The sequence below is a fragment of the Achromobacter sp. HNDS-1 genome (assembly GCF_040084795.1).
GTDB lineage: Bacteria > Pseudomonadota > Gammaproteobacteria > Burkholderiales > Burkholderiaceae_B > Achromobacter > Achromobacter ruhlandii.
Genome location: NZ_CP157584.1, coordinates 2,413,980 through 2,428,945, shown reverse-complemented (window position 1 = coordinate 2,428,945; position 14,966 = coordinate 2,413,980). Strand labels below are relative to the sequence as shown.

General features: G+C 68.0%; 10 protein-coding genes. All 10 read right to left on the bottom strand.

Features of this window, described 5'->3' with window-relative positions; all coding sequences use genetic code 11:
* Window positions 1-15 precede the first annotated feature (15 nt).
* The 10 genes from ABFG95_RS11200 to ABFG95_RS11155 all read right to left on the bottom strand — a co-directional run bounded on the left by ABFG95_RS11200 (window position 16) and on the right by ABFG95_RS11155 (window position 14,890).
* The gene (locus tag ABFG95_RS11200) at window positions 16-1,986 is read right to left on the bottom strand and encodes a DUF945 family protein (protein WP_348995858.1); all 1,971 of its coding nucleotides are present in this window, start codon (window positions 1,984-1,986) and stop codon (window positions 16-18) included.
* A 210-nt stretch (window positions 1,987-2,196) separates the two neighbouring features.
* The gene (locus ABFG95_RS11195) at window positions 2,197-3,672 is read right to left on the bottom strand and encodes a M81 family metallopeptidase (RefSeq protein ID WP_348995857.1); all 1,476 of its coding nucleotides are present in this window, start codon (window positions 3,670-3,672) and stop codon (window positions 2,197-2,199) included.
* A 45-nt stretch (window positions 3,673-3,717) separates the two neighbouring features.
* Window positions 3,718-5,124 (bottom strand): amidase, encoded by a 1,407-nt coding sequence (locus tag ABFG95_RS11190; protein ID WP_175167059.1) that lies wholly within the window; start codon window positions 5,122-5,124, stop codon window positions 3,718-3,720.
* A 44-nt stretch (window positions 5,125-5,168) separates the two neighbouring features.
* Window positions 5,169-6,854 (bottom strand): ABC transporter ATP-binding protein, encoded by a 1,686-nt coding sequence (locus ABFG95_RS11185; RefSeq protein WP_063569874.1) that lies wholly within the window; start codon window positions 6,852-6,854, stop codon window positions 5,169-5,171.
* Between the two features lie 5 nt (window positions 6,855-6,859).
* Window positions 6,860-7,765: an ABC transporter permease gene (locus ABFG95_RS11180; protein ID WP_049076228.1), complete on the bottom strand. Its 906-nt coding sequence runs from the start codon at window positions 7,763-7,765 to the stop codon at window positions 6,860-6,862.
* Between the two features lie 9 nt (window positions 7,766-7,774).
* A complete protein-coding gene (locus tag ABFG95_RS11175) occupies window positions 7,775-8,716 on the bottom strand; it encodes an ABC transporter permease (RefSeq protein WP_049076226.1) in 942 nt (313 codons plus the stop codon).
* Between the two features lie 26 nt (window positions 8,717-8,742).
* Window positions 8,743-10,308: an ABC transporter substrate-binding protein gene (locus tag ABFG95_RS11170; RefSeq protein ID WP_049076225.1), complete on the bottom strand. Its 1,566-nt coding sequence runs from the start codon at window positions 10,306-10,308 to the stop codon at window positions 8,743-8,745.
* Between the two features lie 84 nt (window positions 10,309-10,392).
* Entirely contained in the window at window positions 10,393-11,898 is a 1,506-nt protein-coding gene (locus ABFG95_RS11165) for a M81 family metallopeptidase (protein WP_348995856.1), read from the bottom strand.
* A gap of 72 nt (window positions 11,899-11,970) precedes the next feature.
* Entirely contained in the window at window positions 11,971-13,467 is a 1,497-nt protein-coding gene (locus ABFG95_RS11160) for a CoA-acylating methylmalonate-semialdehyde dehydrogenase (protein ID WP_049076221.1), read from the bottom strand.
* A 97-nt stretch (window positions 13,468-13,564) separates the two neighbouring features.
* Entirely contained in the window at window positions 13,565-14,890 is a 1,326-nt protein-coding gene (locus tag ABFG95_RS11155; RefSeq protein WP_049076219.1) for an aspartate aminotransferase family protein, read from the bottom strand.
* Window positions 14,891-14,966: the final 76 nt, after the last annotated feature.

Here is a 14,966-nt window from a genome sequence, read left to right as displayed (position 1 = left end):
TTTTGCGCGGCCGTCTTACTTCCTGGCCGGCGCCGCCGACATCGCGGTGGCGAATTCCTCGGTGATGCTGAAGTAGGTGTTCAGCAGGATCTGCAGGTTCTTCTTGCCGATGCCGCCTTCGGCGTTCATGTCCATCTGCAGCACGGCCTGGTTCTTGTCGTCCAGGTAGGCGCGGGTCCAGCGGTATTCCTGGTTCCAGGCGTTGATGGCCTTGAGCGTGGCCGGCTTCTTGCTGGCGTAGGTGGCGGTGGCGACCAGGTCGTAGCACTTCTCGGAGAAGTCATTGCACAGGAATTCCAGGCGCAGGTCGGTGGCGCCGGAATTGCTGGCGTCCAGGATCAGCACCGGGCCGTCGTCGCCGTCGGTCTTGCGGGTGGTGTAGCCCATGTCTTCCAGCATATGGACGACCATGTCGACGTCGAACTCATTGACCACGTCGGCGTTGCTGGTCGCGGCCATCTCGTCGTCCATGGCGGTGGCGCCGGCGGCCGGTTCGGCTTCTTCCTCGTCATCGTCCATTGCGCTGTTCATGCCGGTCGCGCCCAGCAGGCCCGAGAACAGTTCGTCGGCGGGAATCTTCTTGCCGTTCAGGTCGCCCATGCCGTCGGCGAAGTGGAACTTGCCGACGATGTTGTCGCCGTCGTTCTTGCCGACGTTGAACATCTCGGCCATGCCGGACATGCTGCGGATGTTGTCGGCGGCCTCGGCTTCGGCCTTGTCGGCGGGCATGCCGTCCTTCTTGATGGCGTACTGCACCATCAGGTCCTGCACCATCGGCTTGGAGATCACCAGCGTGGCGTCGATCTGCTTGATGGCCTTGACCACGATTTCCTGCGGCGTCAGGTCCTTGACGTTGGGAGGATTGGCCAGGTCCAGCGTGACGTTCAGCTTGCTTTCGCCCTTGGCGGTCTTCCAGCTGATCGGGTCGATGCTGAACGAAGGGTTGCCGGCCAGCAGCTTGCCGGCGTTATCCAGCAGCACCTGGAACTGTTCGTCGTTCAGGCCCTCGTCGTGGGCATCGGCCATGTATTGGCGCATCAGCTGGTTGTAGGTATCGGACAGCTGCTTGACCGCGGCGCCGTCCAGCCGGGCCAGCTTGATGACGGCCTGGCCGTTGCCCAGCGGCACGTCGTTGACGTTGATGTCGCCGGTCTGGTAGGCGGCCTGGATGTTGATGTTCTTGTCGTCCTCGGCCAGCTTGACGGTGTAGCTGAAGTTGTCGAGGATCACCTTGGCGTCGGCGTCCGGCTTGATGACTTCGATGCGCTTGATCTTGATGCCCGAGTCGCCGACCGACAGGCCGAACTTGCCCATGCGGCTGTCGACGTCCATGGTCAGGCCGGACATCGCCATCTTGATCGGATCGCTGCCCTTGGTGCCGTCCACCGCCAGGGTGTCGGTCTTGGCATTGGCGGTGATGGCGGCCAGGCCGCGGTCGAACGTGCCGGTGATTTCCATGCCGCTGAAATCGACCGAATTGCCTTCATGCGTCACCTTCACCGGCGCGATGCGGGCGGTCGATGCCGTGCTGCCGCCAAAGCTGACCATGGCATCGGTGACCAGGGGCGAGACGTCCTTGGTCAGCTCGAACACCGGCTTGACGTTGTCCGTCTTGGCCATTTCGGTGTGGACGAAAGCCAGCTTGGGCGCGATGGCGCCGCGCGCCAGCGCGCTCTTGGGGAACGGGCCGTGTTCGATGCGGGCGTCGAATTCCAGCATGCCGTCCGGCATGTCGCTCAGACTCTTGTCGCTCTTGACGAACGACACGCCGTAGCGCGCCTGCGTCGAGAACAGGCCACGCTCGTATTTGATCTGGTCGATGCGCAGGCCGAACAAAGGCGTGATCTTGGCCAGCTTCTCGTTGGCCTCGGCCAGGCGACGCTGGGCGCCTTCCTCGATGCGCTTGCCGGTGTACCACGTGGCACCGACCCAGCTTCCCGCTCCCACTATGACCACCGCGAGGGTGATCGCTACGCTCTTTTTCATCGTTTTGCTTTGTCGTTGATTGTCGAGTCTCGTCCCAGCGGCGCGATGCCATTGCTGGGCGCGGGCGGCAGGACGCGTTCATCGGCCTGTCAGGACCCGCGGCGAGTATACCGAGGCGGGGTGGCCTCTTGCCGCGCGCCCGGTTACCGAAGATTTCAAAATGAAAGCCGGCGCCCTCGGGCGCCGGCCATATTGTCGACAAACCGCGATTTACAGCGGGTCGAGCGGGTAGATCGGCCGGCGCACGTGCTTGAAGTCAAGCTGGCCGTAGTCGGAGGTGGTGACGCCCACGCCGGTGCACTCGATGATCTCGGTGGCCATTTCGGAGAAGCCGGCGCGCCAGTGGACCCGGCTCTTGAGCACCACATAGCGCTTTTGCAGCGGATCGATGCCGGCCGACAGCAGGCAATTGATGTCGAAGGGTTCCTGGTGCCGCGATACCACCACGATTTCGACCCGTCCGGTATCGATCACCACCGTCAGGCCGGTGTCGTTGCGCACGCCACGGTACATGGGGCCGCGGTTCAGGTAGACGCCGTCGAACACCAGCTTGACGCGGCCCGTCACGGTCAGCGGTTCGCCGCGGCGATTGATGGCGGGCATGTCGACCTTGCCCCCCAGCGGCAGCGTGACGGTGCTGCCCACGCCCGCCGTGGCCGCCTCGCGCGCCGCCTGGGGATCACAGATGGCATAGAACACCACGTTGTCCAGTTCCTGGCGCAGCACCTCGGCCAGCACCGCGGTGGTGTCCATGGTGCCCCCGGAGCCGGTGTTGTCGTAGTGGTCCAGCAGCACCACCGGTCCCTGCTCGATGGCCTTGGCCCGGGCAATGGTGGGCGCCAGCGGCTCGGAATGGAACACCCATTTCGCGCGGTCGTTCCAGGCGCGGTCCAGCAGCTCGTCGCGGTATTGCTCCGCCTGGGCCAGGTTGGCGTCCGTACAGACCACGGCGCTCAGGCCGGCCTCGCGGATGTCGGCGTGGGGGAAACCCACGAACACCGAGGCCGCCAGCACGCCGTCGGCCTCCAGCTGGCGGCAGCGTTCCTGCAGCGACTTGTTGGGATCGGCGTGGGTGCCCTGGCACATGACGTGCGGCAGCATGGGCTTGCCGCCCCAGGTCATCACGGGTTTGATCTCGCCCTTGAGCGTGCGCACGATGACGTTGGCCGCGCGCACGCCGGCCTCGCGGATGTCGACGTGCGGATAGGTATGAAAGCCGCTGATGACGGTGGCGTTGTCGACGATGTCGGCGTAGATGTTGGCGTGCATGTCCAGCGTCACCGCCACCGGTGTCTCGGGATCGATCTCGCGCAGGCGGCGCAGCAGGTCGCCCTCGGCGTCTTCCACGCCTTCGGCGACCATGGCGCCGTGCAGGTCCAGCAGGATGGCGTCGTAGCCGCCCTTGCGGACCTCGTCCAGCACCCGCTTGCACAGCAGCTCGTGGGTCTCGGCGCTGGCCGGGCCGCTGGGCCAGGACTCGGCGGCCACCGGCACCACGATCTCGGCGCCGACGCGGCGCGCCACCTCGATGTAGCCGCCCAGGCCGCTGTCGGTGTTCTCGTAGGCGCGGATGGCGCGGTCGCCGGCCAGGATTTCAGGATTGCCGCGGAAAAAGCGCGCGAGCGGGGTCGGCACGGGCGAGAAGGTGTTCGTCTCGTGCTTGATCATTGCCAGAAGCCAACGCATGGAAATTCCTGTGGGTTGCCAAAGGGGAAGGGGAGCGGGACGGCGTCAGGCCCGGGGCGGTTGCGGCCAGGGCTGCTGGGCCGGGCGCATGCGTTCCCAGGCGCGGGCCACGCGCAGCACGCCCAGATCGTCGAAGCGCGCGCCGGCGATCTGCAGGCCGATCGGCAGGCCCGACTTGGTATAGCCGCAATTGACCGAGGCGGCCGGCTGCTCGCTCATGTTGTAGGGCAGGGTGTAGCCGATGTGGTGCATGGTCGTGGCGACTTCGTTGGTGGGCGCGGCCCACTCGGCGTTGTAGGCCACCACCGGCGCCACCGGCGACAGCACGTAGTCGTAGGGGGCGGTGGCGGCAACGGTCCTGGCGCGCACGTTGAGGGTTTCGTAGTAGCTGCGGAACACGGCCTCGCCGGATTGGCCGCCGCCGCTTTCGGCCCAGGCGCGGATGAAGGGCAGGATCTTGTCGCGGCGCGCTTGCGGCAGGGCCCCCAGGTCAATGGCCGAGCGGGTGCGCCAGAAACGGTCGACGCCGTCCAGCATCTCCGGCGTCATCCACGGCTTGAGCGGCGTGACGATGGCGCCGGCCGACTCGAACAGTCGGGCCGCGGCTTCGACGGCGGCGCGGATCTCCGGGTCCAGCGGCAGGCCGCAGCCGGCCTCCAGTTGCAGGCCGATGCGCAGGCCGCGCACGTCCAGCTCCAGGTTGAGCCAGTCGAAGTCCTGGAACGGCAGGCTCATGTGGTCGCGCGCGTCGGGTTGCGACAGCACGCCCATCATCAGCGCGGCGTCAGCGATGTCGCGCGTCATGGGGCCGGCGCAGCGGCCCATGAAGGGCGGGTCGATGGGAATGCGGCCCAGGCTGGGCTTGAGCGTGGCGATGCCGCACCAGGCGGCCGGCAGACGCACCGAGCCGCCGATGTCGGTGCCGATGTGCAGCGGGCCGTAGCCCGCCGCCGCCGCCGCCCCGGCGCCGGCGCTGGAGCCGCCCGGGTTTTTGCTCAGGTCCCAGGGGTTGCGCGTCAGCGCATGGAAACTCGACAGTCCCGAGGACAGCATGCCGTAGTCGGGCATGGTGGTCTTGCCCAGCACCACCGCGCCAGCCTCGCGCATGCGCGCCGCCGGCGGGGCGTCGGCCGCGGCCGGCGTCAGGTCGGTGGCGGCCGTGCCCAGCGGCACCGGCACGCCGCGGGTGGCGATGTTTTCCTTGATGGTGGCGGGCACGCCGTCCAGCGAGTAGCCGCCGCAAGCCTGCGGCTCGCCCTTCATCCAGCGCGCCTCGGAAGCGCGCGCCTGCGCCAGCGCCTGGTCGGGATCGAGCGCATAGGTGGCGTGGATGTGCGGTTCCCAGCGCGCGATGTGGTCGAGCACCGAGCGGGTCGCCTCGACCGGCGACAGGGTCTTGTTGCGATAGGCGGCCAGCAGTTCCTGGGCCGAGAGTTCATGCGGTTGCGACATGGCGGGTTCCGATTGCGTGGGATGCCTGGGTTGATTGGGACGCCTCAGGCGGCGGGGGCCGCCAGCCCGGCCGCCACGGGCCGGAAGTTGCGGAAGTCCCAGTCGCGCCCGGGCGCCGCGTCGATCAGGGCGCGGGTGTACTCGTGGCGGGGGTCGGTCAGCACGGCCTGGGCGGCGCCGGTCTCGACGACCTTGCCGCGTTGCATGACCATGATGGTGTCGCAGATCTGCGCGGCCACGCGCAGGTCATGCGTGATGAACAGCACGCCCACGCCGGTGCGCTCGCGCACCTGCTCGAGCAGTTCCAGCACCTGCGCCTGCACCGACACGTCCAGCGCCGACACGGCTTCGTCGGCCACCAGGATCTCGGGGTCCATCACCAGCGCGCGGGCGATGCAGATGCGCTGGCGCTGGCCGCCGGAAAACTGGTGCGGATAGCGCCGCATGGCGTCGGGGCTGAGCCCGACCACCGACAGCGTTTCGCCGGCGCGTTGCAGCGCCTGTTCGCGAGGCACGCCGAAATTGAGCAGGCCTTCGATGATGGATTCGCCCACGGTGCGGCGCGGGTTGAGCGAACGGTACGGGTCCTGGAACACGATCTGGATGCGGCGGCGCACCGGGCGCAGCGCCGCGCCGGACAGGGTGCTGAGGTCTTCGCCGCCCATCATCATGTGGCCGGCGGTGGGCTCGATCAGGCGCACGATGCAGCGCGCCACCGTCGATTTGCCCGAACCGGATTCGCCCACGATGCCCAGGATCTCGCCCTTGCGCAGCGTCAGGTTGACGTCGGCCGCGGCGATGACGTTCTGCGGCGCGCGGCGCGAGAACAGCGAGCCCTTGCCGCCGTAGGTGCGGCCCAGGCCCTTGACGTGCAGCACCGGCTGGCCGGCGGGCGCTTCGCGGTGCGAGGGCACCAGACTGGGCACCGACGACACTAGGCGGCGCGTGTACGACTGCTTGGGTTCGGCCAGGATTTCGTTGCGCGTGCCGCTTTCGATCAGGTCGCCGCGGTTCATCACCACGATGCGATCGGCGATCTCGGCCACCACGCCGAAGTCGTGCGTGATGAACAGCACGGCGGTGCGGTGCTTGACCTGCAGTTCCTTGATCAGCAGCAGGATCTGCTTCTGCGTGGTGACGTCCAGCGCCGTGGTCGGCTCGTCGGCGATCAGCAGCTTGGGCTCCAGGATCAGCGCCATGGCGATCACGATGCGCTGGCGCTGGCCGCCCGAGAGCTGGTGCGGATAGGCATCGTAGATGCGCTCGACGTCGGGCAGGTGCACCGAGCGGAACATGTCCAGCACCTTGGCGCGGCGTTCGGCGGCCGACATGCGGCGATGCAGCCGCAGCACTTCATCGACCTGCTTGCCGACGGTGTGCACCGGGTTCAGCGCCGTCATGGGTTCCTGGAACACCATGGCCATGCGGGTGGCGCGCAGCTCGCGCAGGCGGCGCGGCGTGGCGCTGGCCACGTCCTCGCCTTCGACCCGGATCGAACCCGCGCTGATGCGCAGCACGCCCGGCGGCAGCAGGCCCATGACGGCCAGCGAGGTGACCGACTTGCCCGAGCCGGATTCGCCGACCACGCACACGGTTTCGCCGGCGTGCACGTCCAGGCTCAGGTTGCGCACCACGCGGTTGCCGGCGCCGCCGACCTCCACCGACAGGTTGCGGATCGCCAGCACGGCGGACGAGGTATCGCCCGCGGGGGGAGTGGGGGAGTAGGTCATCGGCATCAGATCCTGCGCACCATTTTCGGATCGAGGGCGTCGCGCAGCGCGTCGCCCAGGATGTTCACGCTGAGCACGGTCAGCGACAGGAACAGCCCCGGGAACAGGATCAGGCCGGGCAGCATGCGGAAGTACATGCGGCCCTCGGACATGATGTTGCCCCAGGAGGCGATCTCGGGCGGGATGCCCGCGCCCAGGAAGCTGAGGATGGCCTCGGTCAGCATGGCCGAAGCGAACACATAGGTGCCCTGCACGGTCAGCGGCGCGATGGTGCTGGGCACCATGTGGCGCCACAGCAGCAGCGGCAGCGGCGTGCCCAGCGCCAGCGCGGCCTCGACGTAGGGCTCGCCGCGCACGGTCAGGATCTGGCCGCGCACCAGCCGCACCACCCGCGGGATCTCGGGAATGGTGATGGCCACCAGCACCGTGGTCAGGCTGGCGCCGGTGACCGACACCAGCGCGATCGCCAGCAGGATGCCGGGGATCGCCATGATGGCGTCCATGGTGCGCATGATGATGCCATCGAGCGAGCGGAACCAGCCGGCGATGACGCCGACCACCAGCCCGATGGCGACGCTGACGACCGCGGCGCCCAGGCCCGCGATCAGCGAGACGCGCGCGCCGTAGGCCACGCGCGACCAGACGTCGCGGCCGAAGGCGTCGGTGCCGAACAGGTAGTCGGTGAACGGCTGCTTCAGGCGTGCCCCGGGATTGATGAATGTCGGGTCGACCGTGCCCAGCAGCGGGGCGAACAGGGCGATGGCGACAATGATGAGCAGCACCACCAGGGCCAGCATCACCGGCCAGCTCTTGAGGCCCTGGCGGATCTGGCGCCAGGCGGTGACGTGGGGCGTGCCGCCGCCGGGAAGATCGGCGGCCGCTTGCGCGGCGGCGTCGGTTGGCGTTTGCATGGCGTGGCCTCAGTATCGGATACGGGGGTCGAACACCGTGTAGGCGCAATCGACAACCAGATTGATGAACACGTAGACGAAGGCGAAGAACAGCGTCAGGCCCTGGATCACGGGGTAATCGCGCGCCAGCACGGCTTCGACCACCAGCCGGCCCAGGCCGGGGATGTTGAACACCGATTCGGTCACCACCACGCCGCTGATCAGCAGCGCGATGCCCAGGCCCACCACCGTGGCGATGGGCACGGCGGCATTGCGCAGCGCGTGGCCCAGCAGCACGCCGGTCTCGGTCAGGCCCTTGGAGCGCGCGGTGCGGATGAAGTCCTCGCCCATCACCTCGATGACGCTGGTGCGCGTGATGCGCGCGATCAGGGCGATATACACCGTGGACAAGGCCAGCGACGGCAGGATCAGCCGGTGCAGGAACAGCCAGAAGCCATTGGCCAGCGGCGTGTAGCCTTGCACGTTGAACCAGCCCAGCTTGATGGCGAAGGCCCAGATCAGCAGGTAGCCGGTGACGAACACCGGCACCGAAAAGCCCAGCACCGAAAAGCCCATCACCGCCCGGTCCAGCAGCCGGCCCTGGCGCCAGGCCGCCAGCACGCCCAGCGGAATCGCCACGACCAGCGTGAAGACCAGCGTCAGCAACGCCAGGCTCAACGATGGTTCGAGGCGCTGGCCGATGAGCTGGGTGACCGGCACGCCGGACATCAGCGAGGTGCCGAGGTCTCCCTGCAGCAACTTGCCGCCCCAGATGAAGAACTGCTTGGCGACCGGCTGGTCCAGGCCCATCGTCTGGCGGATCTGCTCGATCCGTTCGGGCGTGGCGCCGTCGCCCGCCATGATGATGGCCGGATCGCCCGGGCTCAGACGCAATATCGCAAAGACCACCACCGCGACCATCACCAGAACGGGGATGGTCGCGAGGAGCCGGCGTGAGACGAATGCCAGCATGTATTTCCCCCTGAACTACTTGCCCGTCAAGGGGCTTTTTTCACATTCCAGAACGCGAACACCGGCGCATGCACCAGGCCCGAGAGCTTGGTGGTGTACACGGTGGGCACGGACATCTGGCCCAGCGGCACGTACAGGCCTTCGTCGATGCCGATGCGCTGCAATTCATCGGCGATCTTCTTCTGCTCGGCCGGATCGGAGGTCAGCGCGAACTTGGTGCGCAGTTCCTCGACCTGGGGGAAGTCGGGCCAGCCGAACCAGGCGTTGTCGCCGTTGGCCGCGGCCGGGGCCGAGCGCACCGGGTCCATCACGTCGGTGGCGTACCAGTTGGTGTTGTGGATGTTCCAGCCGCCTTCGGCCGGCGCCGCCTTCGAGGCGCGGCGGGTGGCCACGCTCTGCCAGTCCATCGCCGCCAGGTTGACGTTGAAGCCGGCCTTGCGCAGCGCCTGGGCCATCACCACCGGCTGCGCCGACAGCGTGCCGACGTCGGTGGCGTGCATCACCAGGATCGGGGTGTTGTCATAGCCGGCTTCCTTCAGCAGGGCCTTGGCCTTCTCGATGTTCGAGGGCACCACCACGTCCTTGCCGATGTCCGATTCCAGCGGCGTGCCGCAGCCCCACAACGAGGCGCAGGTCTTCCAGTACTTGGGATTGCCGACCAGCGCCTTCATCACGTCTTCCTGGCCGATGGCGTACATCGCGGCCTGGCGGATCTTCTTGTTGTTGAAGGGCGGGTACTTGAAGTTGAAACGGTACATCGTGAAGTAGCCGACCGGGCTGAGCGACTCTTCCTTCAGGTCCTTGTTGCCCTCGACCATCGGCAGCAGGTCGTACGGGAACTGCTCGACGAAGTCGATTTCGCCGCCCAGCAGCGCGTTGGCGGTGGTCAGGGCGTCGGGCATCACGTCCCACTCGACCTTGTCCACGTTCACCACCTTGCCGCCGGCCAGGCCGCTGGCGGGCTCCTTGCGCGGCACGTAGTCGGTGTTCTTGACGTAGACGGTCTTCACGCCCGGCTTGAATTCGGCCACCTTGAAGGGGCCCGAGCCGGTCATGTCGGTGATCGGCTGGCCAATGGCCTGTTCGGCGATGCGCTTGGGCATCATGAACGGCGCGGTGCCGGTCGGCTTGGACAGGGCGCGCAGCGCCAGGTCCGTGGGTTCCTTCATGACGATGCGGAAACTGTTGTCGTCGATGACTTCGATCTTGTCGGTGAATTTCAGCAGCGTGCGGCCCATGCCGTCGCCCGCGGCCCAGCGCTTGATCGACGCGACGCAGTCCTCGGCCGTGACGGGCTTGCCGTCATGCCATTTCTGGCCCGGGCGCAGCGTCATGGTGTAGGTCTTGCCGTCGGCCGAGACATCCCACTTTTCCAGCATCTGCGGCTGGATCTTGTTGTCGGCGTCGGTGGCCAGCAGGGTGTCGTAGATCATGTAGCCGTGCCACGTCGTGATGTACGCGGTGGTGGCGTGCGGATCGGTCAGGCGCAGCGGCGAGTGCATCACCGCCTTGATGACGGTGTCGGCGTAGGCGCCGTGGGCCATCAGCAGGGTTGCGCCGGCGAACGCGGCCGCGCGGACGAACTTGAGCATGAAATTCCCCTTTTATGCGTAGTGAGCGGCGCGGATTGCCGCTACGTCGTTGACGCGCCGCGCCCCGGGCGCGGCGTGCGAGGGTCAGTCGGTTGCGGCGCCGGCAAAGACCGGGCCGCAAGGCGCCATTCTGATACCGGGACGCAACCGTGTCCATGGTTGTTTTGCCGCATCCATCAGCATGGAACCCGGCGCGGCGCAAACCAGGATCGTGTGGGCGATCGGGGTGAAGTCGGCGCGGAAATGCGCCGAGCTTTTCACCGCGAGGATGGCCGCGCGGCGCGGCTCGATGCCGGCGAAGCGGAACATCTCCTGGTCGGCCATCTGCACCTTGTTGGAGGCCACCACGATGCGCACGCCGCCGATGCGCAGACAGGCGCTGGGGCCCAGGTCCATGTGGAAGCCGCGGTAGAACGCGCCATGCGTATCGAAGCGCCCATCCGAAGTTTTCTCCACGATGAACTCCGCGTCCAGCGGTTCGTCGTCGGGAATACCCGAGTGTCCACCCAATGCAATGCGGACCGATTTACCCACGCCAGCGCGGTGCGCGGCCAGCGCCGCTTCCGGATCGACGATCAGTCCGATGGCGGCATCGCGCGCCTGGTGGCGGATCAGCGCGCGCAGCAGGCCGGTGGTGTCGGAACTGCCGCCGGCGCCGGGGTTGTCCTGCGCGTCGGCGATCACCACCGGCGCGTTGGCCTCGCGCGCCAGGCGCAGGGCGGTCGTGACGGCGTCATCGGGTGAATACAGGGTGCCGCCAAAATCCCGTTCGGCATCGAGCACCGCGCGCGCCAGCGTGTCGGCGGCCGCGTCGGCCTCGGCCTGGGTGGCGCCGTAGGCCCATGCCGCCGGCAGGCAGTCGGGAAAGTCCGCGGCGGGAAAGCCGGTGGCCAGCGACGCGCTCTGGGCGCCGCGCGCCTCGATGTCGCCCACCATCTGGTACAGGCTGCGCGCCGGCTCGATGTCGGTCGATTGCCAGCACAGCGGAATCAGGTAGGGCAACTGTCGCAGCGCCACGCAGGGACGGGGCGCGCCGGCCAGGCGCCGCGCCAGCAGCGCGGCGGCGCGCTGGCCGGTCTCGGCCATGTCGATGTGCGGATAGGTGCGGTAGCAGACCAGCGCGTCGGCGTAACGCACCATTGCCGCTGTCATGTTGGCGTGCAGATCGAGGCTGGCGACCACCGGCACGTCAGGGCCAACCAGCGCGCGCACGCGCTTGAGCAGTTCGCCCTCGCCGTCGTCCAGGTGCTCGGTGACCATCGCGCCGTGCAGGTCCAGGTACACGCCATCCAGCGGCATGGCCGCTTGCAGGCCCTGCAGGATCAGGGCGCTGATGCGTTCGAAGGCATCCTCGGTGACCGGGCCGGACGGGCTGGCCGCGGCCCACGTGGCCGGCAGCAGCGTGTGCTGTTGCATGGCCTCGATGAAGCCGGCCACGGGAATGTTGGCGCCGGCCACGGCCTGGAACATCGCCGGACCGCTGACCAGCTTCGGCCAGCCGCCGCCCTTGTCGGCAAAGTCTTCCCACGCCGCGCGCGAGGGCGCGAACGTATTGGTTTCATGCTGAAAGCCGCCTATCCCGATGCGCATCAGGATTCCCCTTGTTGTGTGTCTTTCGGCAAAACCCCGGCCTCTTGGCGGGCCGGGGCGGTGTGGGCAGGATTACTTGGCCACGGGCATGGTGAATTCCGCGCCCTTGGCGATGCTGTCCGGCCAGCGCTGCATCACGCTCTTGTAGCGCGAGTAGAAGCGGATGCCTTCCTCGCCGTAGGCGTGGTGGTCGCCGAACAGCGAGCGCTTCCAGCCGCCGAACGAGTGCCAGGCCATCGGCACCGGGATCGGCACGTTGATGCCGACCATGCCCACCTTGATCTGGCGGGCGAAGGCGCGCGCCACGCCGCCGTCGGACGTGAAGCAGGCCACGCCGTTGCCGAATTCATGGGCGTTGATCAGCTCGACCGCGGCGGCGAAGTCGGGCACGCGCACCACGCACAGCACCGGCCCGAAGATCTCTTCGCGGTAGATGTTCATCGCGGGCTTGACCTTGTCGAACAGCGTGCCGCCCAGGAAGAAGCCCTTTTCGGCGCCCGGCACCTTCAGGCCGCGGCCGTCGACCACCAGCTCGGCGCCGGCGGCGACGCCGTCCTCGATGTAGCCGATGACCTTGTTACGGTGCTGCGCCGTGACCAGCGGGCCCATTTCGGCGTCGCCCTGCATGCCATCCTTGACCACCAGCGCCTTGACGCGCGGGATCAGGCGTTCGATGACTTTGTCGGCCACGTCGCCCACCGCCACGGCCACCGAGATCGCCATGCAGCGCTCGCCGGCCGAGCCGTAGGCCGCGCCCATCAGCGCATCCGTGACCTGATCGAGATCGGCGTCCGGCATCACCACCAGGTGGTTCTTGGCGCCGCCCAGGGCCTGCACGCGCTTGCCGCGGCGCGTGCCTTCGGCGTAGATGTATTCGGCGATGGGGGTCGAGCCGACGAAGGACAGGGCCTCGACGTCGGGGTGCGCGATCAGCGCGTCCACGGCCTGCTTGTCGCCGTGCACCACGTTGAACACGCCGGGCGGCAGGCCGGCTTCGGTCAGCAGCTCGGCCAGGCGCAGCGAGGCCGAGGGATCGCGTTCGGACGGCTTGAGCACGAAGGTGTTGCCGCAGGCGATGGCCACCGGGAACATCCAGCACGGCACCATCATCGGGAAGTTGAACGGCGTGATGCCGGCCACCACGCCCAGCGCCTGGCGCATGCTCCAGTTGTCGATGCCGCCGCCGATCTGGTCGGAATACTGGCCCTTGAACAACTGCGGAATGCCGCAGGCGAATTCGACCACTTCGATGCCGCGCATCACTTCGCCCTTGGCGTCCGAGAACACCTTGCCGTGCTCGCGCGTGATCAGTTCGGCCAGTTCGTCCTGGTGCTTGTCCAGCAGCGCCTTGAAGTTGAACAGCACCCGGGCGCGCTTGAGCGCGGGGGTTTCCGACCAGGCCGGAAAGGCGGCCTTGGCGGCGGCCACGGCCAGCGCCACTTCGTCGGTGGAGGCCAGCGGCACGGACGTGATGATCTCGCCCGTGGCCGGGTTGAAACCGTCGGCGTAGCGGTTGCTGCGGCCATCGTAGGGCTGGCCGTTGATGTAGTGGGAGAGGTTCTTCTTCATGGGAAAGCTCGGAGCGGGGTTCTTTGAAAACGCCGGAGGGCGGCCCGGGGCCGCCCGCCATTGTGTGCGATGCGCGGCGCCTGCGCCGCGCCGGGGACTACGCGACTTCCTTGAGCACCTTGCCGATCTGCTCGAAGATCTGGCCGATCTGGGCCTCGTCGATGATCAGCGGGGGCGAAACGGCGATGATGTCGCCGGTGTAACGCACCATCAGCCCGCTGTCGAAGCACTTCTGGAACACCTCGGCGGCGCGCGCGCCCGGCGCGCCGGCGCGCGGCGCCAGCTCGACGCCGGCCACCAGGCCCAGGTTGCGCACGTCGATGACGTGCGGCGCGCCCTTCAGGCTGTGGGCGGCCTGCTCGAAGGCGCCGGACAGCTTGCGGGCGCGGGCGAACAGGTCCTCGCGGCGGTAGATGTCCAGCGTCGCCAGGATGGCGGCGGCCGCCAGCGGGTGGGCCGAATAGGTGTAGCCGTGGAAGAACTCGATGCCGCCGGCCGGGCCGTTGACGATGGCGTCATGCACCTCGCGGCGCACCGCGACCGCGCCTGCCGGCACGGCGGCGTTGCTGACGCCCTTGGCCATCGCGATCAGGTCCGGCGTCACGCCGAAGAATTCCGACGCGGTGGCCGCGCCGAGGCGGCCGTAGGCGGTGATGACTTCGTCGAAGATCAGCAGGATGCCGTGCTTGGACGTGATCTCGCGCAGCTTTTCCAGGTAGCCCTTGGGCGGGATCAGCACGCCGGTGGAGCCGGCCATGGGTTCGACGATGACCGCGGCAATGGTCGAGGCGTCGTGCAGCGCGATGATGCGCTCCAGGTCCTCGGCCAGGTGCGCGCCCCAGGCCGGCTGGCCCTTGGAATAGGCGTTCTGCTCCAGGTTGTGGGTGTGGGGCAGGTGGTCCACGGCGGGCAGCAGCGCGCCGGAGAAGGTCTTGCGGTTGGGTGAAATGCCGCCGACCGAAATGCCGCCGAAGCCCACGCCGTGGTAGCCGCGCTCGCGGCCGATCAGGCGGGTGCGCTGGCCTTCGCCGCGGGCGCGGTGGTAGGCCAGGGCGATCTTCAGGGCTGTGTCGACCGATTCGGAACCGGAGTTGGTGAAGAACACGCGGTCCAGGCCCTGCGGCATGAAGCTGGCGACGGCCGTGGCGGCCTCGAAGGCCAGCGGGTGGCCGAGCTGGAAGCCCGGGGCGTAGTCCATGATGCCGGCCTGGCGCGAGATCGCCTCGACGATCTCCTGGCGGCCGTGGCCGGCGTTCACGCACCACAGGCCGGCGGTGCCATCCAGCACCTGGCGGCCATCGGCCGAGGTGTAGTACATGCCCTTGGCCGCCGCCAGCATGCGCGGATGCGCCTTGAACTGCTTGTTGGCGGTGAAGGGCATCCACAGATGGGACAGGTCGGGCAACTCGGCGGGGGCGTTCATGGCGGCTCCAGGGGAAGGACAAGCGCCGGAGCCTGCGCGCGTGTCGGGCGGGCGGCCGGCGGGATGCGATTGATTC

What these genes read in the sequence shown, in the direction of transcription:
- ABFG95_RS11200 (WP_348995858.1), bottom strand. Translation starts at nt 1,986, where the DNA reads ATGAAAAAGAGCGTAGCGATCACCCTCGCGGTGGTCATAGTGGGAGCG.
- ABFG95_RS11195 (WP_348995857.1), bottom strand. Translation starts at nt 3,672, where the DNA reads ATGCGTTGGCTTCTGGCAATGATCAAGCACGAGACGAACACCTTCTCG.
- ABFG95_RS11190 (WP_175167059.1), bottom strand. Translation starts at nt 5,124, where the DNA reads ATGTCGCAACCGCATGAACTCTCGGCCCAGGAACTGCTGGCCGCCTAT.
- ABFG95_RS11185 (WP_063569874.1), bottom strand. Translation starts at nt 6,854, where the DNA reads ATGACCTACTCCCCCACTCCCCCCGCGGGCGATACCTCGTCCGCCGTG.
- ABFG95_RS11180 (WP_049076228.1), bottom strand. Translation starts at nt 7,765, where the DNA reads ATGCAAACGCCAACCGACGCCGCCGCGCAAGCGGCCGCCGATCTTCCC.
- ABFG95_RS11175 (WP_049076226.1), bottom strand. Translation starts at nt 8,716, where the DNA reads ATGCTGGCATTCGTCTCACGCCGGCTCCTCGCGACCATCCCCGTTCTG.
- ABFG95_RS11170 (WP_049076225.1), bottom strand. Translation starts at nt 10,308, where the DNA reads ATGCTCAAGTTCGTCCGCGCGGCCGCGTTCGCCGGCGCAACCCTGCTG.
- ABFG95_RS11165 (WP_348995856.1), bottom strand. Translation starts at nt 11,898, where the DNA reads ATGCGCATCGGGATAGGCGGCTTTCAGCATGAAACCAATACGTTCGCG.
- ABFG95_RS11160 (WP_049076221.1), bottom strand. Translation starts at nt 13,467, where the DNA reads ATGAAGAAGAACCTCTCCCACTACATCAACGGCCAGCCCTACGATGGC.
- ABFG95_RS11155 (WP_049076219.1), bottom strand. Translation starts at nt 14,890, where the DNA reads ATGAACGCCCCCGCCGAGTTGCCCGACCTGTCCCATCTGTGGATGCCC.